Annotated in this window: 20 protein-coding genes; 4 read left to right on the forward strand and 16 right to left on the reverse strand. The window is 38.8% G+C overall.

Translation table 11 applies throughout. From position 1 onward, the window contains the following. Positions 1–2: 2 nt before the first annotated feature. The gene (locus ACFX4N_RS11875) at positions 3–266 is read right to left on the reverse strand and encodes a YesK family protein (protein WP_057273658.1); all 264 of its coding nucleotides are present in this window, start codon (positions 264–266) and stop codon (positions 3–5) included. A 54-nt stretch (positions 267–320) separates the two neighbouring features. After that, positions 321–632: a hypothetical protein gene (locus ACFX4N_RS11880; RefSeq protein ID WP_377261461.1), complete on the reverse strand. Its 312-nt coding sequence runs from the start codon at positions 630–632 to the stop codon at positions 321–323. A 570-nt stretch (positions 633–1,202) separates the two neighbouring features. On the opposite strand from ACFX4N_RS11880, the gene ACFX4N_RS11885 reads away from it, so the two are divergent. Genes ACFX4N_RS11885 through ACFX4N_RS11895 form a run of 3 tightly spaced genes read left to right on the forward strand, consistent with a single transcriptional unit; the run spans position 1,203 to position 2,423 of the window. After that, positions 1,203–1,685: a DUF2975 domain-containing protein gene (locus ACFX4N_RS11885; protein ID WP_057273660.1), complete on the forward strand. Its 483-nt coding sequence runs from the start codon at positions 1,203–1,205 to the stop codon at positions 1,683–1,685. A gap of 29 nt (positions 1,686–1,714) precedes the next feature. Continuing rightward, positions 1,715–2,194 (forward strand): DUF2975 domain-containing protein, encoded by a 480-nt coding sequence (locus ACFX4N_RS11890; RefSeq protein ID WP_013058153.1) that lies wholly within the window; start codon positions 1,715–1,717, stop codon positions 2,192–2,194. Positions 2,195–2,204: 10 nt separating this feature from the next. Next, a complete protein-coding gene (locus ACFX4N_RS11895) occupies positions 2,205–2,423 on the forward strand; it encodes a helix-turn-helix domain-containing protein (protein WP_013058154.1) in 219 nt (72 codons plus the stop codon). 270 nt (positions 2,424–2,693) lie between these two features. Here ACFX4N_RS11895 and ACFX4N_RS11900 read toward each other — a convergent pair whose 3' ends face one another. Next, positions 2,694–3,113 carry a GNAT family N-acetyltransferase gene (locus ACFX4N_RS11900; protein ID WP_192100222.1) on the reverse strand — a complete coding sequence of 140 codons (420 nt, stop codon included), beginning with the start codon at positions 3,111–3,113 and terminating at the stop codon, positions 2,694–2,696. 221 nt (positions 3,114–3,334) lie between these two features. Further along, a complete protein-coding gene (locus tag ACFX4N_RS11905) occupies positions 3,335–4,177 on the reverse strand; it encodes a LysR family transcriptional regulator (RefSeq protein WP_013058156.1) in 843 nt (280 codons plus the stop codon). Positions 4,178–4,294: 117 nt separating this feature from the next. On the opposite strand from ACFX4N_RS11905, the gene ACFX4N_RS11910 reads away from it, so the two are divergent. Further along, on the forward strand, positions 4,295–5,038 hold the full coding sequence (locus tag ACFX4N_RS11910) for an SDR family NAD(P)-dependent oxidoreductase (protein ID WP_029323246.1): 744 nt from the start codon (positions 4,295–4,297) through the stop codon (positions 5,036–5,038). An 86-nt stretch (positions 5,039–5,124) separates the two neighbouring features. Here the strand turns inward: ACFX4N_RS11910 and ACFX4N_RS11915 are convergent, their stop codons facing one another. The 12 genes from ACFX4N_RS11915 to fba form a co-directional block, all read right to left on the reverse strand. Beyond that, positions 5,125–5,844 carry a nucleotidyltransferase domain-containing protein gene (locus tag ACFX4N_RS11915; protein ID WP_098547348.1) on the reverse strand — a complete coding sequence of 240 codons (720 nt, stop codon included), beginning with the start codon at positions 5,842–5,844 and terminating at the stop codon, positions 5,125–5,127. 167 nt (positions 5,845–6,011) lie between these two features. Beyond that, positions 6,012–6,317 carry a hypothetical protein gene (locus tag ACFX4N_RS11920; RefSeq protein WP_098900976.1) on the reverse strand — a complete coding sequence of 102 codons (306 nt, stop codon included), beginning with the start codon at positions 6,315–6,317 and terminating at the stop codon, positions 6,012–6,014. Between the two features lie 127 nt (positions 6,318–6,444). Beyond that, positions 6,445–7,494 (reverse strand): LacI family DNA-binding transcriptional regulator, encoded by a 1,050-nt coding sequence (locus tag ACFX4N_RS11925; RefSeq protein WP_013058160.1) that lies wholly within the window; start codon positions 7,492–7,494, stop codon positions 6,445–6,447. A gap of 252 nt (positions 7,495–7,746) precedes the next feature. Then, the gene (locus ACFX4N_RS11930; protein WP_025750868.1) at positions 7,747–8,628 is read right to left on the reverse strand and encodes a sugar phosphate isomerase/epimerase family protein; all 882 of its coding nucleotides are present in this window, start codon (positions 8,626–8,628) and stop codon (positions 7,747–7,749) included. Between the two features lie 89 nt (positions 8,629–8,717). Further along, positions 8,718–9,755: a bifunctional inositol 2-dehydrogenase/D-chiro-inositol 1-dehydrogenase gene (iolG, locus tag ACFX4N_RS11935; protein WP_013058162.1), complete on the reverse strand. Its 1,038-nt coding sequence runs from the start codon at positions 9,753–9,755 to the stop codon at positions 8,718–8,720. Positions 9,756–9,832: 77 nt separating this feature from the next. After that, positions 9,833–11,020: an MFS transporter gene (locus ACFX4N_RS11940; protein WP_013058163.1), complete on the reverse strand. Its 1,188-nt coding sequence runs from the start codon at positions 11,018–11,020 to the stop codon at positions 9,833–9,835. 112 nt (positions 11,021–11,132) lie between these two features. Next, positions 11,133–12,590: a CoA-acylating methylmalonate-semialdehyde dehydrogenase gene (locus ACFX4N_RS11945; protein ID WP_013058164.1), complete on the reverse strand. Its 1,458-nt coding sequence runs from the start codon at positions 12,588–12,590 to the stop codon at positions 11,133–11,135. A 24-nt stretch (positions 12,591–12,614) separates the two neighbouring features. Continuing rightward, a complete protein-coding gene (gene iolC / locus ACFX4N_RS11950; RefSeq protein WP_377261466.1) occupies positions 12,615–13,622 on the reverse strand; it encodes a 5-dehydro-2-deoxygluconokinase in 1,008 nt (335 codons plus the stop codon). A gap of 15 nt (positions 13,623–13,637) precedes the next feature. Beyond that, positions 13,638–14,456 carry a 5-deoxy-glucuronate isomerase gene (iolB, locus tag ACFX4N_RS11955; protein WP_013058166.1) on the reverse strand — a complete coding sequence of 273 codons (819 nt, stop codon included), beginning with the start codon at positions 14,454–14,456 and terminating at the stop codon, positions 13,638–13,640. Between the two features lie 85 nt (positions 14,457–14,541). Next, positions 14,542–16,464 carry a 3D-(3,5/4)-trihydroxycyclohexane-1,2-dione acylhydrolase (decyclizing) gene (gene iolD, locus ACFX4N_RS11960; RefSeq protein WP_053487549.1) on the reverse strand — a complete coding sequence of 641 codons (1,923 nt, stop codon included), beginning with the start codon at positions 16,462–16,464 and terminating at the stop codon, positions 14,542–14,544. Positions 16,465–17,060: 596 nt separating this feature from the next. After that, on the reverse strand, positions 17,061–17,816 hold the full coding sequence (locus tag ACFX4N_RS11965) for a DeoR/GlpR family DNA-binding transcription regulator (RefSeq protein ID WP_192100218.1): 756 nt from the start codon (positions 17,814–17,816) through the stop codon (positions 17,061–17,063). Between the two features lie 416 nt (positions 17,817–18,232). Next, the gene (gene fba / locus ACFX4N_RS11970) at positions 18,233–19,072 is read right to left on the reverse strand and encodes a class II fructose-1,6-bisphosphate aldolase (RefSeq protein ID WP_041816712.1); all 840 of its coding nucleotides are present in this window, start codon (positions 19,070–19,072) and stop codon (positions 18,233–18,235) included.

Consider the following 19,072-nt stretch of genomic DNA (forward strand, 5'->3'; position numbering starts at 1 on the left):
AATTATCGTACAGGTTTTTCAGCTACGATATAGGATACAAGCGCGAATAAAAGCAAAAACACAGATAAAAACAAATAGCTAGCACCTTCAAAGCCTCTTACATCTACATAGCCAATGTAAAAAAGAACAGCGGCAGCAATAACGGTTAGCATTGAAGGAAGCATTCTAACGACTTTGTTCCATTTTATCTTTCTGAACAGCCAGGTTATAAGGAGTAAAAGCACACCTGGCAGCAGTACAATCAATAAAGGGCCGCCTATCATCATAATCTATCAACCTCTCTAAACCCTCATTATTCACCTATAATAAAAATAATAAGCTTACGGTTCAGAAATGCCATTCGCAATTGCTAGTAAAAAAATTAAGCCAGAAAGCAAAATAAAAAAGATACTGTTTGCTATAATGCTAAACCACACAACTCTCGGTTTTTTCGTTCGGACTCCTAAAACTAATGCCACAATAAAGCCAGCGTCTATCGCGAAAAACAGCCACAGCGGAATCGTCAAGTCACCGGTTTCATTTGGGAAAATTGAATTTTGTGGAAACAGCCAATTTGCAAAAAATACAACAAACGCAGCCGCCAGTAAAATAACTGTCAGTAAAATCGGCTTATTTTCCTTTGAAATACCCATTTCAAATACCCTCCTAACTAAAGAAAATAATACCATATAATACTGAATTGAAATATACAGATTACAAAGTCTTAATGCCACAAAGAAAAAGAGGACATAGATTTTTATTTACGGATTCTTTTCCGAGGGGCAAAATTTAATTTCATAATGCACTTTTAGCGTGAATTCATGTTTTTTTATTTGCTTGGTATTACTTCTATATTTGCTATTTCCCCTTAAATTCAAGCAGGAATTCGCATAAAAATTCTCCAATATGGAAATAATTATTTGAATTTAACCGTGAATTATTTAGTGAGTTTTAAGGATATTATTTATTTTAAGTAGGTTCTGATATCTTTCGTTGTTGATTCACTTTATTAAACTGTTTGGAAGTTTTGTTGAACAAGTTGTAAATTTAACATTCTAAAGTAAGAACGTTTCTTTGTATTGAGAAATGCTTTTTATTTTGTTTAAAATTAAAAGGATATTTCAATAACAACAATAATATAATAAAAAACGATAATATTTTATTGTAAAACGATAAATCATATGTTAAATTCGTATTATTATTAAATAAGTGAGGTGTTTTTTATGAATGTTAAACGAGGTTCTACCACTTTCTTAAAGGTAATAATTTTTCTGATTGGAATTGCAGTGCTTGCCGCATGTATATTTTTGTTGCCTGAAGCAGCCAGAAGAGATGCTATAGAGCGTCCTGGTGATTATTCGTTATATCCACTTTTGGTATGTACATATGGAATATGTATTACGTTTTCTGTGGCGTGGTATCAAGCTTTTAAGCTTTTAACCTATATCGAGAAGAATAATGCTTTCTCTGAGTTATCTCTTCAATCTTTGAAGGTAATAAAAAAATGCACTTTTACTGTCATTTTCTTTATTTTGTTAGCAATAGCTTATTTAAGGGCGCATGCTCAATTCACAGGTGATGATGCAGCAGGTCCAATATCTCTAGGTCTAATGGGCATCTTGGCAACAAGTATCATCGCAGCCATTGTGGACGTGTTTCAAAAACCTATAAAGAATGTCATGGATTCACAGCCAAAAAACAATTAACATTTCGAAATATAGGAGAGGTGTTTTTTATGAAGATAGCAACCACATTATTTTTGAAGATAGCAATTATTCTCATTGGAATTCTGGTTCTCACTTTGTGCATATTTCTAGTTCCTGAACTGGCAGATGCGGTAGCGGATTTCTTAGGTATTCATTCCATAAAATATATCATTTTCATCCTTTTATATGGAGGAACATTACCTTTTTACTTCGCCCTTTATCAAGCTGTTAAACTGTTGAGTTATATTGACAAGAACATTGCTTTCTCTGAATTGTCTGTTCGAATTTTAATGGGAATCAAATACTGCGCCATTTCTATCTGTAGTTTGCATGTCTTAGGTTTGCCTGTCTATTATCTCGTGGCAGATAAAGACGATGCCCCAGGTCTCATATTTGTTGGAATGGTCATTCCTTTTGCTTCGTTGGTTATCGCAGTTTTTGCTGCTGTTCTCCAAAGGCTTTTGCAAGAAGCGATTAACATAAAATCAGAAAATGATTTGACGGTCTGAGGTGGAGGATATGGCAATTATTATTAATATTGATGTGATGTTAGCAAAACGAAAAATGAGCGTAACGGAGCTTTCAGAGAGGGTTGGAATTACTATGGCGAATCTTTCCATTCTGAAAAATGGGAAAGCAAAAGCGGTTCGTTTTTCAACATTAGAAGCAATATGTAAGACTTTGGATTGTCAGCCAGGTGATATTTTGGAGTACAAAAGCGACGAAGACAATCAATAATAAAAGACAACAAATTTCTTCAACCATGAGGATTAGGTAGTGAAATTAAAATGAAGGGGCAGCTTAATTACTGTCCCTTCTCTGCTTTTATTGATTTATTTAATTAGAGAATTCCATTGAGAATTATATTAATATTGGTGACAAAAAGTGTGAGGTGATTTGCAATGTTTGCACCCCAAAAGGGAACACGTTAGATTTTTCTACGTTCTCTTTATTATTCATTTGGTACATACTCTAAAATGTCCCTTGGTTTACAATCTAACACATAACTTATTCTAAATATTCTTCCTCTAAAGCAGGTTTTAAATAACGAGCCATGCCTGTTTTCATTTTCCGAAATCCTGCTTTTCTATAAAACTCTTCATTACCCGCTGTGGAAACAAGATGAACGCATGAAATATCATTAAGCTGAGCAAGCAGGTTTTCTATAATTTGCTGTCCAATTCCTTGATTCTGATAATGCTTGTCAACCACAACATCATAGATAGCAGCATTAAACACACCGTCTGAAAGAGCTCTGCCGAACCCTACTATTTTATTTTCATCATAAGCGATAGCTACTACATTGCTTGATTGGAATACTTTTTTAACCTTTTCTTCATCATGGTTCTTCCACCCTACAGAGCGGTAAATTTCTTTCATTCTCGACCACTCAACATTTTCTATAGAATTTGAAAAGGAAACCTTCATAGAATCTACTCCTTTTGTTTTTATATAAACTATTTCGGCCTCCAAGATACAAGCACCTGGCATATCATCCATTTATCTTTCAAATCATGACGAGTATTCGGCTATAAAAACATATATTCAATATATCAAAGTAGATTTTAAAAGGAGTAACATTTAATCACAATGTAGACAAAAATAAAAGTTCAAATCATATAGATTTGAACTTAAGATAAAAACTTGATTTATAAACTCTCTAAAAAATGAATAAACTTTTTAAGACTTTGAGAGCGCTGCTTCCCTTTCTTTACTACAAAATCAATATGAACGTCTTCTGAAAGCTCTTGGTATTCAATGCTTTTCATATCACCGCGAGATTTTACTACACTAGCGGGGACTACACTCATTCCAAGTCCATCACGAACGCCTTGTAAAATAGCTTCTAATGAATCAAATTCCATGATGTTGGCTTTATGTAGATGATGTTCTTTTGAAAACTCTAATAGTCTGTTTCTATAGATGCAGTTTCCATCACTATTGATGAGTAGCGTTGGTTGGTCTTTTTCTTCTGGAGCTTCATATAGAGGTGAGATAAGCACCATTTTTTCTGCATAGTGATAAACCGTTTCAAACTGAGCCTCGTTATAGGTACCGCTAAGAAAAAGTCCATCAATTTCTCCGTACGAAAGCATTTCTTGCAAGACTTGTTTTCTATCTGTTTTTATTTTAACTTCAATATCCCGATGTTCTTTCAGAAAAGATGAGAATAAAGAAGGAACTTTAGTAGCAGAAACCGTCTGCGAGGCACCAATGATCAAGGATCTTTTAAACTTATTCGGATTAACTTCTGCTTTAGCTTCCTCCATTAACAGTAAAATACGCTGGGCGTAGTTAAACAAAGCTTCCCCTTCATTTGTTAACGTAACTCCTCGATTTGTACGTATCAATAATTTGGTGCCTAATTCTTCCTCTAGATTTTTAATCCGCTGGCTAATATGCGGTTGAACATATCCTAATACCTCCGCAGCTTTTGATAGTGATTTTGTTTCTGCCACACATTTGAAAATTCGTAAGTCTTGGCTTTCCAATTTCAATTCCTCCGTTGATATCATTTTAAATGATACCGCTCTTAGTATTACCTATTATATCCTTTTTCTGATCGAAGATATAATAAAAGATGTTAAGAGAAAGGAAGGTTTATAGAAGTGAACAATTTTAAAAATAAAGTATTTATTATTACGGGCGGCGGCACTGGTATAGGCAAAGCAACGGCTTTAAAGTTAGCAGATAGAGAGGCAAAACTTGTGATAAACTACAGTTCCTCAGAAACAGAAGCGAAAAAAGTTGTGGAGGAGATTGCTGAAAAAGGAGGCATTGCGTTTGCTTTTAAAGCGAACGTAGCCAGTGAGCACGAAGTTAATAATATGATTGATCAAACCATTGCACAATTCGAACGGTTAGATGGATTAGTGAATAACGCTAGTATTACAGCTCAAATCCCCATGAATGACTTAGAGTCTGCAACTGATGACGTATGGGACTCCTTATATGATGTAAACGTAAAAGGTATGTTTCACTGTGTAAAAGCAGCCGTTCCACATATGAAAAAGCAAAAGTCAGGGGCGATTGTTAATGTAGGAAGCGTTGCGGGTACAACTGGAATCGGCTCGTCTATTCCCTATGCAGCGACAAAAGCAGCAATTCATACGATGACGAAATCGTTAGCGATTGCACTGGCACCACATATTCGAGTAAACTGCATCTCTCCTGGTGCAGTCGACACAAGGTGGTGGTCTGGCAACGAAGACAAAATGTATCAGCTTGCGGGAAATTTACCTCTTCAGCGCATTTCTTCTCCCGAAGATATCGCAGATGCTATTCTGTTTCAGTTAAAACAAGAGTCCGTGACCGGCCAAGTGTTTACGATCGATAACGGACAAACTCTTTAAGCATACGTAAATATTTCTAAAAAACAACTCCACTACTAGCAAGAAATAGTAGTGGGGTTATAACAAGCTCTCTGCTACTGATTTTATCATTCTTTCCCCAAGGAAAACCCTTCAAACAGCCGACCTCCATGGGGTGCTAACACTTTATCGACTAGTTGAATCACTGTATCTTTACTCCCTGTTTTATAAAAGGTATCGAATGCCTCCACAAACTCTTTACTAAAGCTTTTATTATAGTCATTCAAAGATCGTACAATCCATTTAGAATCCCCGATCCAATGACCGTTCGTTCTTAATACAAATTCATGCGTTATGTAAGCGAGCGTGTTAGCAATAAAAAGTGATTCACCTGTATTTGAAGAACCGATTAAATCATCTAAGGCATCGCTTATAAAATACCTTTTTAATCTAATCGTCTCTTCTGGCCATTTTTCCGGACCTTTTTCAAGTAATTGTGCAGCTTCTTTTTTTATAGACTGAACAATCCCATTATCCACTAAAATAATTCCCTCGGAAATCATTCTTGGGAGTGACGGTCTAGCCCTCTTACAGTCGCTTTTAAAAAAGGCTTGGTATGAAGTCAGACTATGAGCAAAAACTTCAATTGCCCATCCAAATTCAATGAGTGACTCCCTAAAAGAAGAGGTGAAATTCTCATCAAAAATAACAATATCAAGGTCGGACGTATGTGTAGCTTCGCCTCTCACTACGCTTCCGGCGAGTAATGCACCTTGGCAATGAGGGTAATGTTTAAAAATGAATTGTGTAGCTGCTTGCAGCGGTTCTAACCTTTTTAGCTCTTTCATCGTATTCCTCCAGAAAATGATATATATTATTTTTCTGGTTGAACGCGGAAATTCCTTTAAAAAATAGATTTGAATAAATATGTGATTTATAAGAAATTTCAGAATTCAATTCACATTAAAATGTACACATGGTGTATGATAATGAATAGCAGTTTTATGGCTGACAACTAACTAGTTATCGGAGAAGGTTTTATTTCTTTAATTGTTTTGACGATAAACACAGGGACAGGCAGAAGACTGAGTTTTCCTAATGAAGTAATGATGCGAATGTACTTCATTTCACCTTCCACATCAATTTCATCTCCGATATTCCAGCATTCCATTGATTTTTGACTAAGAACAGGAATGATTTTCAGCACATCGCCATCAAAGGAGATGTTATCTTTCACCTCTAAAAAAGAAAGGTGATCCATTTTTTTATAGTGATGCTTTGGATATGTTCTTTTTTTAAATACTGTTCCCGTAATCCTCACTAAAGTCACCTTCTATTTTTTATCAAATTATCAATTCCGCTTTGCTGTAAACAAGAGAAGACAAAGACGATAGTCTCTCTTGTTTACTTCTCAGCAAAAAACATCATAGCATAGCATTTAAACAGCACTAGTTAATTTTCTTAGCTGAGCCTTCAAGCTGGATAAAATTTTTCACTGTAGATTTACTTCCGCAAGACTCGCGTACGATTAGTTCATCTTTTAATACAAACTTTTTTTGTTCTAACGCTTTTCCGCTCATTAACCCAAGCAATAATTCCATCGCTTTTTTTCCAATTTCATATTTAGGCTGTTCAATCGTTGTAATATGAGGTTCAATGATATCCGACATTTTTGAGTTATCAAACCCTACTACAGCTATATCTTCAGGCACTTTTAAACCGCTGTCTTTTGCCGCTTTTATCGCTCCTATCGCCATTTCATCGTTAAAAACAAATACAGAAGTTGGTCGTTGCTCTAACGATAATAGCCTGATCATTTGATGATAACCGGACTCTAAGCTAAAATCTCCTTCTTGAATAAAAGCGGAATCCACGGGTAAATCGTGACTAATCATCGCCTGGCGGTACCCTTTTAATCGGTCACGGCTTAAGATAACATTCATAGGGCCCGTGATGTGCGCGATTTTCGTATGCCCAAGGCTTATTAAATGCTCCGTTATTTTTCGCGCGCCGCTAATATTATCAATAGATACGGTAGAGATATCTAAGCCATCTATATACTCGCACGCAAGAACCGTAGGGAACTGTCTGGAGACTTGTTCAATTCTGTCTTTATCCATGCGGGCTGTTAGAAGGATCATGCCGTCCGCTTGCTTTTGGAATAATAAATCAACAAACTCTCCTTCTCGCTCAATGTCATTTTCTGTATCTCCTAAAATCACTCGGTAGCCGCTTTTAATGGCCGTATGCTGAATTCCTTTAAGAACTTCAGAAAAAAACGGGTGGGTAATATCAGGAACAACTACTAAAATGGTTTTTGTTTCTTTTTTTCTGAACTGTCTTGCGATGATATGGGGCTGATAATTTAATTCTTCAATGGCTTTTAAAACTTTTTCCTGCGTTTCTTTGCTTACTAGGTGGGGCTGACTAAGAACTCGCGAGACAGTAGCTGGAGCTACATTAGCTAGTTTGGCCACATCACTCATTTTAACTGACATACGTTCACTCACCTTTATCTGTAGTAATTAACATTTTATAATAAAAAGTTCTATCCGCTTTGCATCTATCTTTATTATACATTACTAGCATAATAAAGCCTCTCTTTATCATCATGATGGGGGCCGAATAGAACAATTAAGACTATTTTAAACTAGCTATGCCCACAAGTTCTGATCTTCTTTCAAGCATAAACCATGAAAAGTGATGCAAAACATATCTTTTTATGCTTCGCATCACTTCAGTCAATCACGTTAAATGTTTAGGCCTTCTTTAATATTTAATCCTTCTCTAATTGACTTTAACGTTACTTCGTTTGACCATTCTGGTCGATCAGGGTAGGCAAATACAGAGTTTGTTACGATGCCGTCAAATTTAATTTCTCTCAATTTGCGATACAGTGCGTCAAAATCAATTTCTCCTTCACCAGGATTTAAATGCTGGTGAATCGTTACCTTCGCATCAGGCGGATTTACAATATAGCGCAGTCCAAACGCTGCTTTATGGTTAAGCGTATCAGCAATCAGAACGTGTGCAAGCAAATCACCTGCTTCATCAATATGCTTTGCTACATCGCCAATGCCATCGTCATAAAAGAAAGCATGAGGAACAGAATAAACTAATTTAATCCAGTCTTTATCCAGCGCACGAATCATTGCAATAGCTTCTGTATTTAACTCAATAAAATCATTTGGATGCGATTGGAGGTTAAGCTTAATTCCTTCTTTTTCAAAAATCGGCATCAGCTCTTCCATCGATTTAACAAAAGCCGCTTCGCTTTCAACAGGCCGGCTCTTGTCGCCGCTGAATTCACTGTTCATTAAATCTACTTCCAGCTCAGAAGTAATTTCAATTGTACGCTTCCAGTTCCTTACTGCCGCTTCGCGTTCCTGCTCATTTGGTGAAGACCACTGCTGCACCGGAAGCACAGAAGAAATTTTCACACCAGCATCGGCACAGTATCTTTTTAAGTCTTTTATACGCTGTTTATCAACTTTTGGGTATTCATAAAACCAAATAAAATCTTTACGCGGAGATAACTCTACGTATTCATAACCTAATCTTGCAACTGTATCAATCGTATCTTTTAAACTTGTATTATCACGGTAATGTGACGGATCATATGCTAAACGCAATGTAAAACTCCCCTTTCTTTTATGCACACTAGACGTGTCCATCCCCTAAGTTTTAATTAAGCTGTTTCGTAAGCAAAACGTTTTTACGCTTACAGTTTGCCGGCTGCGGTTAACGTTTTATAATAAAAATCCGGACGTTCACCTAACGAAATAGGAACAATGTTTCCTGATTTTTTTGCTTCTAAGCAAGCATCTGAAGTAACGGCCGCAACATAACCATCCCAAGCAGTTGGTCCATTCACTTCGCCTTTAAGCGTTGAATTAATCCAGTCTTGCAGCTCTGTATCATAAGAGTCAATGAATCGATCTTTCCAATCTACTAAAATTTCAGTAGATTTTTTTGCTTCACTGCGTAACACGACGCTTGAAGGTTCAGGTAAGTTGGCAATTCCTGTTTCTCCTACTACTTGACATTGAATATCATAGCCGTACTGGCAGTTTACAAAAACCTCAGCATCAATTCGGACGCCTTGCTTTGTTTCAAGCAGTACCATGATTGGATCTTGCAGATGTTCAAGCGCCTTGCTCGTTTTTCGCGGTGCCACGATTTGAACAGATACATAATCGTCATTTAATAACCAGCGCAACACGTCAATTTCGTGGATGAATGTATCAACAATTGACATATCGCCCGTGTATGTATCAGGTACCGTAGGATTTCTGTGTGCGCAGTGAACCATTAATGCTTCACCAATTTGCCCGCTTTCAATCACTTTCTTTAAAGCGCGATACCCTGTATCATAGCGGCGCATATAGCCGACTTGCACCAATGGCTTGCCGTGTGTAATTTCAGCGTCAACGATTCTTTTGCAGCCCTCTGCTGTTGTAGCAAGCGGCTTTTCGCAAAATACAGGTTTTCCAGCTTGAATCGCTGCCAGCACAAACTCCTCGTGCGTCGGTCCCCAAGACGTAACAACAACTGCATCTACATCTTCTGACTTAATCAGCTCATGTCCGTCATCATAAATAACGGCATCCAAGTTTTGATTTTTTACAACAGCTTTTGCTTGTTCTTGATTTACATCCGTAACCGCAACAATTTTGCCGCCTGATAATGTATTGGTAATTCTTCTAATATGATCTTGTCCAATTGCTCCTGTTCCAATAACGCCAATTTTTAATACCATAATCAATGGCCTCCTTTAATATGTGAACTTAAATAATAGTGCTTAAAAATAGAAATAGATGCTTGCTGCCATACTTTTTATTTTGCTTTAAAAACTTTATATGACGCTTCTTTCTTATCCCATGCCGCTGCAAAAACAGTAGCAGTTAACCCTAAGGCTGCTGCAAAAAAGAAGCCTGCTTTAAGTCCCATCCAAGAATTTAATATTCCTGCAGCAAAAGGACCTCCGAATATTCCTAACGCATACAGCGCTTGGTAGACTCCCATCGCCGTAGCTCTTTTTTCTACAGCTATTCTTTCAATAGACATTCCTAACATAAGAGGAAACACTAATCCTAATGAAAAACCGTTCACACTTTGAATGATACAAAGCAAAAGTTTATTTTCCGTCATAGGAATCATACAGGTAAAGAATGCGGCCAGAAAAAATGCGGCCTTCAAGATGCTCCATTTTCCAAAGCGCCAAACAAATAGCTTTTCCATAATAAGAGGAGCAGCTGCATGAGGGATCATAAAGGAAAAGACAATCAAACTCAGCTCTCTCTCTCTAAATCCTGCGCTTAATGCGTACGCAGGAGTAAAACCAAACATAGTCGTGAAAATAATGCTGTGTGCTAAAATAGACAGCAGCGAAATTTTTAATAGCGAAGGCTCTTTTATTACGCCCATTAATTCCTTAAGCTTTATAGGTGATCTCTTTATGTTCTGTTTAGGCTCGTGAATGAAAAGAGAAAGAACGGCGCCTATTACACTCAAGATCGTCCCTATCCAAAACGGAGCGTGCCATCCCCACTTACTCACGATGTAACCGCTTAAACTCATACCCAAAAGCTGAGCCAAAACCACTATAAATGAGATGATATTCATAGCACGAGTAGTTTTTTCACGTTCAAAGTAGCATGAATATAAAATCGTAAAGGCAACCCACGTTGCCGCTGCCAATCCAGCTAAACACCGTGATATAAACACGCCTATTAAGCTATCGGTCAACGAAAATAGCAGGCAGCTGGACATGCTGGCTACCATGCCGAAGATAACAAACGGTTTTCTCATTTTCACAAAGTCTGAAAAGATCCCGAGCGGAAGGCGACATAACAGCTGCATGAGTCCATAGCTGCTTAACACTAAACCAATAAAGGCATACTTGCCTCCTAGCTCTTCCATATAAGGAGACAAAATAGGTACGTAAATAAACTGCGAGAACCAAAAGATAAACGAAACAGCTGCAAAAAGATACTTATCTTTGACGGTACTTATAGCACTCAACTAATCACTTCCATTTTGTTACTGCGAAAAAACCGACTTTTATTTTTTATTAGATTGTACTACAGGGTACCAGCAAATGTCGCTAGTATCCCATAGTACGATAAGTAAATTCTTAGTAGCGTGCCGTAACCATTTTCTTTCTTGTATAGAACTCTACGCCGTCCGTACCGTTGGCATGAAGATCGCCGTAGAAAGAGTCTTTCCAGCCTGAGAATGGGAAGAACGCCATAGGTGCCGGCACCCCTACATTCACTCCTAGCATGCCCGACTCAATATTTTCACGGAACTCGCGTACGCTTGCGCCGCTGTCTGTATAGATACAAGCTCCGTTTGCGAATCGAGAGTTATTGGCAACGTCAATTGCTTCTTCTAACGTTTTTACACGCACGATAGAAAGCACCGGTGCAAAGATTTCATCTTGCCAGATTTTCATTTCTTGTGTAACGTTATCAAAAATAGTTGGTCCAACAAAATAGCCGTTCTCTTTTACTGCATGATCTTCGCGGCCGTCACGAACTAAGCGAGCTCCTTCTTCTACGCCAGATTCAATATAGCTAAGCGTACGTTCTTTATGGTTTTCACGAATAACCGGTCCTAAGAAAACATCTTTTTCTAATCCGTTTCCAATTACGATGTTGTTTGACTCTTGAACAAGTCGTGAAATTAATTCATCTGCCACGTCTTCTTGCACCGTTACGACAGATGCTGCCATGCAGCGTTCACCTGCTGATCCGAAAGCAGCTCCGATAATTTGTTTTGTTGCTACGTTTAAGTCAGCATCGTTTAATACGATTGAGTGGTTTTTAGCACCCGCTAATGCTTGAACACGCTTTAAGTTTTCTGTACCTTTTTTATACACATATTCAGCTACTGGCTGCGAACCTACAAACGAAATAGCTTTCACTAATTTATGTTCAAGAAGGCCATTTACCACATCATGCGCGCCGTTTACAATGTTTAATACGCCTTTTGGCAATCCAGCTTCTTCAAATAATTCTACTAATCTTGCTGCTAAAAGCGGCGTGCGCTCAGACGGCTTTAATACAAATGTATTACCGCAAGCAATCGCAAGAGGGAACATCCAGCAAGGAACCATCATTGGGAAGTTGAACGGCGTGATCCCGCCAATAACGCCGATTGGATAACGATACATGCCAGACTCAATGCCAGTTGCAATGTCAGGAAGCTGTTTTCCCATCATTAACGTAGGAGCACCTGCTGCAAATTCTACGCATTCAATTCCGCGCTGTACTTCTCCGCGCGCTTCATTAAAGCTTTTTCCGTTTTCAAGCGTCACAAGTTTTGCTAATTCGTCCCAGTTATCTACTAATAGCTGCTGATATTTAAATAAGATACGCGCACGTTTTGGCACCGCAGTTTTTGACCATCCTTTGAAGGCTTCATTCGCAGCTTGCACCGCTTGATCTACATCTGCTTTTGTTGAAAGAGGCACCTCTGCAATAACTTCACCCGTTGCAGGGTTATAAACTGGTTCTGTAAGACTTGTAGATGAATCCACCCATTCGCCGCCAATATAGTTTTTTACTGTTTTTACTGTTGTTTGTGTCATGTTCATTCTCCTCTCAATTTTTGATTACGCTTGTTGCAGAACTTCTTCAGCTGTTTCCATAAACTGCTTAATTTCTTCTACAGTTGGCATTGCATCGGAAGAGCTGTGTTTTGAAATAACGATGGAAGCAGAAGCACCGCCAAACCTCATAGCTTCAGGAATTGTAAACCCTTGCATTAACCCGTAAATAAAAGCAGATGCGTAGGAGTCGCCAGCTCCAAATGTTTTGAGCACTTTTGTTTTAAAGATGCCGCCTCGATGAGACTGGCCGTCTTTCGTATAAGCAATCGACCCTTCTCCCCCGTGCTTGATGACGACAATCTTAGCATGATAAGAAAACCATCGTTCAGCTGTAACTTGATCATTTGATTCTTCATAATTTAAAAGCTTTTCCATCATATCGAATTCTTCTCGCGTACCGATAATCACGTCTGATTTCTCTGCTGCTAAATTATAATAGACTGCCGTTTCAGCTTCTGACTCCCACGTGTATGGGCGGTAGTCAACGTCAAAGAATACAACCACGCTATGTTTTCTCGCATATTCAAGAGCAAGAAACACTGCTTCTCTTGAAGGACTTTTAGCAAGAGCCGTTCCAGAGATGAGCAGCGCTTTTGATTGCTTGATGTACTCTTCAGAAACTTCCGTCGGATCAAGCTTTAAATCTGCCACGTTATCACGGTACATAAGGATGCTGCATTCTTCAGGACTTTTAATTTCAGTAAAGGCCAGTCCCGTTACGGCTCCTGTTTGATCAACTACAATGCCTTCTGTGTTGATGTTATGTTGATTTAAATATCTGGTGCTGAAGCGGCCCATTTGGTCATCTGACACTTTTCCAATAAAGCCTGTCTTCATTCCAAGTCTAGAAAGACCAATGGCGATATTAGCAGGAGATCCTCCTACGTATTTTGTAAACGTCATCGTGTCTTCCATCGGGCGATTAAATTCATTTGCATTTAAGTCGATGCAAAGCCTTCCTACTGCAAGAAGGTCAAATCGCTTTTGCGAATCGAATGTTAAATAACTCATAGTCACGTCTTCTCCTTACTTTAATGCTAATTTTTCTTCCATAATCCATTCATGATCTTTGCTATTATTAAATTTCCATGTTCGAACAGGACCAGCCATGACGTTTAAATAATAAACTTCATAACCCGGAGGAGCAGATACCGGGTGATACCCTTTAGGAACCAAGACTGCATCTCCATCTTTAATGATCATTGTTTCATCTAGAGATTGATCGTCCGTATATACCCGTTGAATCGCAAATCCATGTCCTGGGTTAACTTTATGATAGTACGTCTCCTCTAAATACGATTCATGCGGCAAGTTATCTTGATCATGCTTATGAGGAGGATAGCTTGACCAGTTTCCTTCCGGCGTAAACACTTCGACTACTAGCAAACTATCAGCCGGCTTTTGTTCTGGAAGAATGTTATGGACTTGTCTCGCGATATTTCCTGCTCCGCGATGCTCTACGCCCACATCCTGCGGCGTAATTAAACGAGCAGGGTATGTACCTTTTCCAGGTGCTGCGCACACCGCAATTTCCAAGTCGGTTACAGCTTCTACTTCATAGTGATCATCATTCGATACATATACGGAGTACGGAGGGATTTTTTCAAAGATATCCATTCGCTGTCCGATATTTTCCCATTTCTCTTCTTTTGTAGAAACGTTGGACTTACCGGTTAAAATCACAATACAAATCTCTTGATTTTCCGTGTTCTTTTTAAGTTTTTGACCTTTTTTTAATGAGTAAACGTCAAAGCCAATGTACTCCCATCCTGCAGATTGTGGGGTGATGCTTAGCACGTTTCCATCACTGTCAGCTGTTTTTGTTGGTACGATTAAATCAGCCATTGCTTTCCACACCTTTCTATTTCTTATTTTTTAACGTGTTTATGCTAGGGACACTCTTTGCTAAAGCTTCTAGTTTTTTAAGAGCTTAATATTTTCTTGCTTTTTGCAACTGGCTTTCTTTGCCTTCAAACGCCGTTTGAACGTCTGAGCTTTCAGATACGGCTGCTACTCCTACATGCCACCAAGAATCGTAGCCGTCCGTCATTGTTTTTGGAAGAACTTTAATGTCAATCAGTGTACTAACACTTTGCTTTTTTGAATCTTCAATGGCACATTCAAGCTCTTCCATCGTATACACTTCATATGTTTTTGCTCCGTACGCAGCTCCAGATTGAGCAAAGTTGATGCGCATAATATCTCCATCAAGCTGCCCCGTCCGTGGATTACGAACGCGGAATTCTGTGCCGAAGCTTTCAATTCCATTATCCATTTGCAAGTTGTTGATGCAGCCAAAGCCTGAATTATCAAAAAGAACAATATTTATTTTAATTCCTTCTTGAATGCTCGTTACCAGCTCACTATGAAGCATTAAGTAGCTTCCGTCTCCTACCATCGCATAAACTTCTTTATCCGGCTCAGCCATCTTAGCGCCCAAGGCAGAAGCAATTTCATAGCCCATACATGAATATCCGTATTCAAGGTGATACGTATTACGTTCATTTGAGATCCACATGCGCTGAAGGTCACCCGGGAGGCTTCCCGCTGCACATGTAATAATAGAATCAGGTGCAATTAGTTCGTTTACTTTACCAAGCACAGTCGTTTGGACAAGTTCTGTGCTCAGGCTATCTTTATATTCCGACAGGCTTTGATCAAAATGCCCTTTGATTTCCGGAACAAATTCTTCGCCTGTGTATGCAATGTTTTTTAGACGAGTCAGCTCTTCATTCCACTCTGATTTAGCTTCTTCAATTTCAGTTTCATAGCCTGATTTGTAGCCTTCTAACGCAGACGAAAGAGCTTCAAGACCCACTTTGGCATCCGCGACAATTTTGGTAGCCTCCAGTTTTGACGCGTGAAATTCAGAAATATTAATGGTTAACACATCCGTCTCAGCGTAAAACAGCTTTGAAGAAGTCGTAAAATCTGTGAAACGTGTCCCAACACCAATAATTAAATCCGCGGATTGTGCTATTTTATTAGCAGCGCTGTTACCCGTTACGCCAACTCCTCCTAGATTTAAAGGGTGATTGCTTTCAAGACCGCTTTTTCCAGCTTGCGTTTCGCTAAACGGAATATGAAACTTTTCAGCAAATGCAGCAAATGTATCCGCAGCCTCTGAATAACGAACGCCGCCTCCTAAAATAAGAAGAGGCTTTTTCTTTGATTTAATCAGCTCCACCGCATTTCTAATACTTTCTTGCGAAGGCTCGCGGCGTTCAATTAGGTGGGTACGCTCACGGAAGAAACTTTCTGGAAAATCCCACGCTTCCCCTTGTACATCCTGCGGCAGCGCGATTGTAACGGCTCCTGTATCTGCCGGATCTGTTAATACACGCATCGCATTGATCATAGCCGACATCAGCTGTTCTGGACGGCTGACTCGATCCCAGTACTTGCTGACGGACCGGAAGGCATCATTTGTAGAAAGAGATAAATCATGCGTTTGTTCAATTTGTTGAAGAACCGGATCCGGCTGGCGAGTTGCAAACACATCGCTTGGCAAAAGCAGCACCGGAATATTGTTTGCAGTAGCCGTCGCAGCCGATGTAACCATATTCGCTGAGCCTGGACCAACGGAAGAAGAGCAGGCCATGATTTGCTTTCGATGTTTTTGTTTTGCAAAAGCTACTGCAGCATGAGCCATTCCCTGCTCGTTTCTGCCTTGATACACTTCAAGCTCCCCTGGGTTTTCCTGCAGCGCTTGCCCGATCCCCACCACATTTCCATGTCCAAAAATGGTGAATACTCCTTTGATGAAACGCTCTTTTTTTCCATCAAACTCTACATATTGCTGATTTAGAAATTTTACTAAAGCTTGACTAGTTGTTAACCTTATCGTTTTCATATACCTTCCTACCTTATCTTCTGAAATTAATCACCATCAGATTGATTTTTCTACCCTTTTTTCTCTTTTTTAAATGAAATCGATTTCATTACATGTGATAAATGAGGTTCTATCCTCTTACTTCCTAGCTCTTTCCTTTGTTTCAGCTACTATTTAGCGATGAGACAAATACTTTCAATCCCTGTACTTTTTAATACTTGAAGATGGAGAAAAGCTCGAAAATTCATCATAAATTCCACTTTCTAATGAAATCGATTTCATTTGGTGTTAAAAAAATATTTTTCAAACTCCATCCTTAACTTCCCCATCAATTTTTCATGTTCTGTCTTACCTGTAAAACCAATCTTATTATACATTTAGCTTCGTTCAATGAAATCGATTTCATCTAATTTTAAAAGCGCTTTCTTATCTATGAACCTAGTTTATAATATTCAGTTTACTTTGTAAACACTTTTTTAAAAATTTTGTTAGTTTATCTTTTTATTCACTGTAACCGCTTTATAGAGGAGCACGATGTGAAGAAAAAAGAAAAGGCATACTTCTATGTATGCCTACTGGCTCTAGATCTAAGCATATGTATAATAACTCAAAAACACTTATTCTTCCGCAAGGATAAGTGTAATCTCATTTTCTTTTGCATAGTGCTGATAGCTGACGTCCACTTTATCTGTAATTAAATAATCCACTTCATGCAGCTGACAATACGTAATCATTGCATACTTATCAAATTTTGTATGATCTGCTAATAAAAACACTTTTGTACTTCTTTTTATGACCGTTTCTTTGATTTCACTTTCAACGGGCGATGAATTGGTAACCCCATTTGATATGGAAATACCCGTAGAAGCCATAAATACTTTATCAAAGTTGTAGTTCTTTACAGGATTGGCATGGTTAAAGCTTGAAAATGATTGAGTTTCACGCTCAAGATAGCCGCCCGTAGAAATTACTTTTAACGCATCAAAAGGCAAGGCTTTTACTATAACATCTAAACTATTGGTAACAATCGTTATTGATTTGTCTTTTAGAAATTCAATCATTTCTAACGTGGTGGTTCCTGAATCAATAAAGATGACGTCTCCGTCTTCTACGTACTGAGCTGCCGTTTTGGCAATTAAACGCTTTTGAAACTGATTTCTTGTTTGTCTTTCATTAAATGATTCAAGCTTCACATGATTAACGGCTACTCCGCCATATACTTTTTTAATATGCCCTTCATCCACTAAATTTTGAACGTCGCGTCGAATCGTGTTTTTGGAGACTTCAAACACCGAAACCAAATCATCTAATGAGACAGATTCATGTTCAAAAACATACTCTTGAATTTGTTGAATTCGCTTCGTTTTTAACATTTCTACCTCTCCCGTTTATCTTTCTTTTCGCTTTTTTGTTACTTACTATTATAACCTTTACAAAAGGCATTTTCTAGAAGAGTACCTGCTAAAACAAAGAGAGATTGAGACATAACTACATCAATTCCAGCTAAAGACAAACAAGTTAGATGCATAAGCTAGTATAAATCGTTTGTTGCACCGCTGGTGATTTTCGTGCAAGGCTTCGCTTCCTGCGGGCTCTCACCTCTTCCGCTTTTCCCGCAGGAGTCTTCGTCTTCCCCTCCAATCAACAGCTAGAAGCAACTACATACCTGAAACCTACGCTCATCATCACCATGAAAAAATCCGAACGAGTTTGATTCTCCATCAAGAATCTCCATTCATCGTTCGGATCTTGCTTCAACTATAATGCTTTTGTCCCAGCCTCTTTTTTATTAAGCCTTATGACTTGTATGAAACTCTCTCATTTTCTCTTTTACAGTCGCCATAACCGCTTCTTTTCCCGGTGTAAGAATGGTTCGCGGATCATACACTGCACTGTCGCTTTCCAATGTTTGACGGACAGCGCGCGTCCAGGCCTGAAGGCACTCTGTGTTCACATTGATTTTCGCATGTCCAAGAGCTATTGCTTTTTGAATTTGATAGTTTGGTATACCCGAACCGCCGTGTAAAACCAGCGGTACATCTGTTAAGTCAGCTATTTCTTTCATTTCATCAAAGCCTAGCTGCGGTTCGCCTTGGTACTGTCCGTGAACTGAACCTAAAGCAGCCGCCAAAGCATCGACTCCTGTTTCTTTTACAAGACGCAGACATTCGGCAGGGTCAGCGTACACGATGTTGCCAACAAGCCCGTCTTCCATGCCTCCGACTGTTCCGACTTCGGCTTCAACGGAGACATACTGAGCAGCAGCATAGTCTACTACTTGCTTAGTCATGGCAATATTTTCATCAATTGGATAGTGAGAACCGTCAAACATGACCGAGCTAAACCCAGCGTCGATAGCTTTTTTACATCTTTCTACACTCATACCGTGATCTAAGTGAAGCGCGACAGGAACTGTAATGTTCATTTCGTCTAACAAGCCTTCAATCATGCCTACAATCGTTTTAAATCCGCCTAAATAGTCCACAAGCCTGTCTGAAACGGCTGCAATGACAGGCGCTTTTTCCTCTTCGGCAGCTTGTAAAATGGCCTGTGCCCACTGCAGGCTGTTAATATTATACTGACCAACCGCATAGTTTCCTTTTTTAGCGGCATGAAGCATATCTTTCAT

It is taken from the genome of Priestia sp. YIM B13551 (assembly GCF_042787905.1).
In the GTDB taxonomy this organism is placed as follows: domain Bacteria; phylum Bacillota; class Bacilli; order Bacillales; family Bacillaceae_H; genus Priestia.

Bases quoted from the DNA above. Each gene is read 5' to 3' on its own strand.
- ACFX4N_RS11875 (WP_057273658.1), bottom strand. From the start codon at position 266: ATGATGATAGGCGGCCCTTTATTGATTGTACTGCTGCCAGGTGTGCTT.
- ACFX4N_RS11880 (WP_377261461.1), bottom strand. From the start codon at position 632: ATGGGTATTTCAAAGGAAAATAAGCCGATTTTACTGACAGTTATTTTA.
- ACFX4N_RS11885 (WP_057273660.1), top strand. From the start codon at position 1,203: ATGAATGTTAAACGAGGTTCTACCACTTTCTTAAAGGTAATAATTTTT.
- ACFX4N_RS11890 (WP_013058153.1), top strand. From the start codon at position 1,715: ATGAAGATAGCAACCACATTATTTTTGAAGATAGCAATTATTCTCATT.
- ACFX4N_RS11895 (WP_013058154.1), top strand. From the start codon at position 2,205: ATGGCAATTATTATTAATATTGATGTGATGTTAGCAAAACGAAAAATG.
- ACFX4N_RS11900 (WP_192100222.1), bottom strand. From the start codon at position 3,113: ATGAAGGTTTCCTTTTCAAATTCTATAGAAAATGTTGAGTGGTCGAGA.
- ACFX4N_RS11915 (WP_098547348.1), bottom strand. From the start codon at position 5,844: ATGAAAGAGCTAAAAAGGTTAGAACCGCTGCAAGCAGCTACACAATTC.
- ACFX4N_RS11925 (WP_013058160.1), bottom strand. From the start codon at position 7,494: ATGTCAGTTAAAATGAGTGATGTGGCCAAACTAGCTAATGTAGCTCCA.
- iolG (WP_013058162.1), bottom strand. From the start codon at position 9,755: ATGGTATTAAAAATTGGCGTTATTGGAACAGGAGCAATTGGACAAGAT.
- ACFX4N_RS11945 (WP_013058164.1), bottom strand. From the start codon at position 12,590: ATGACACAAACAACAGTAAAAACAGTAAAAAACTATATTGGCGGCGAA.
- iolC (WP_377261466.1), bottom strand. From the start codon at position 13,622: ATGAGTTATTTAACATTCGATTCGCAAAAGCGATTTGACCTTCTTGCA.
- iolB (WP_013058166.1), bottom strand. From the start codon at position 14,456: ATGGCTGATTTAATCGTACCAACAAAAACAGCTGACAGTGATGGAAAC.
- iolD (WP_053487549.1), bottom strand. From the start codon at position 16,464: ATGAAAACGATAAGGTTAACAACTAGTCAAGCTTTAGTAAAATTTCTA.
- ACFX4N_RS11965 (WP_192100218.1), bottom strand. From the start codon at position 17,816: ATGTTAAAAACGAAGCGAATTCAACAAATTCAAGAGTATGTTTTTGAA.
- fba (WP_041816712.1), bottom strand. From the start codon at position 19,072: ATGAAAGATATGCTTCATGCCGCTAAAAAAGGAAACTATGCGGTTGGT.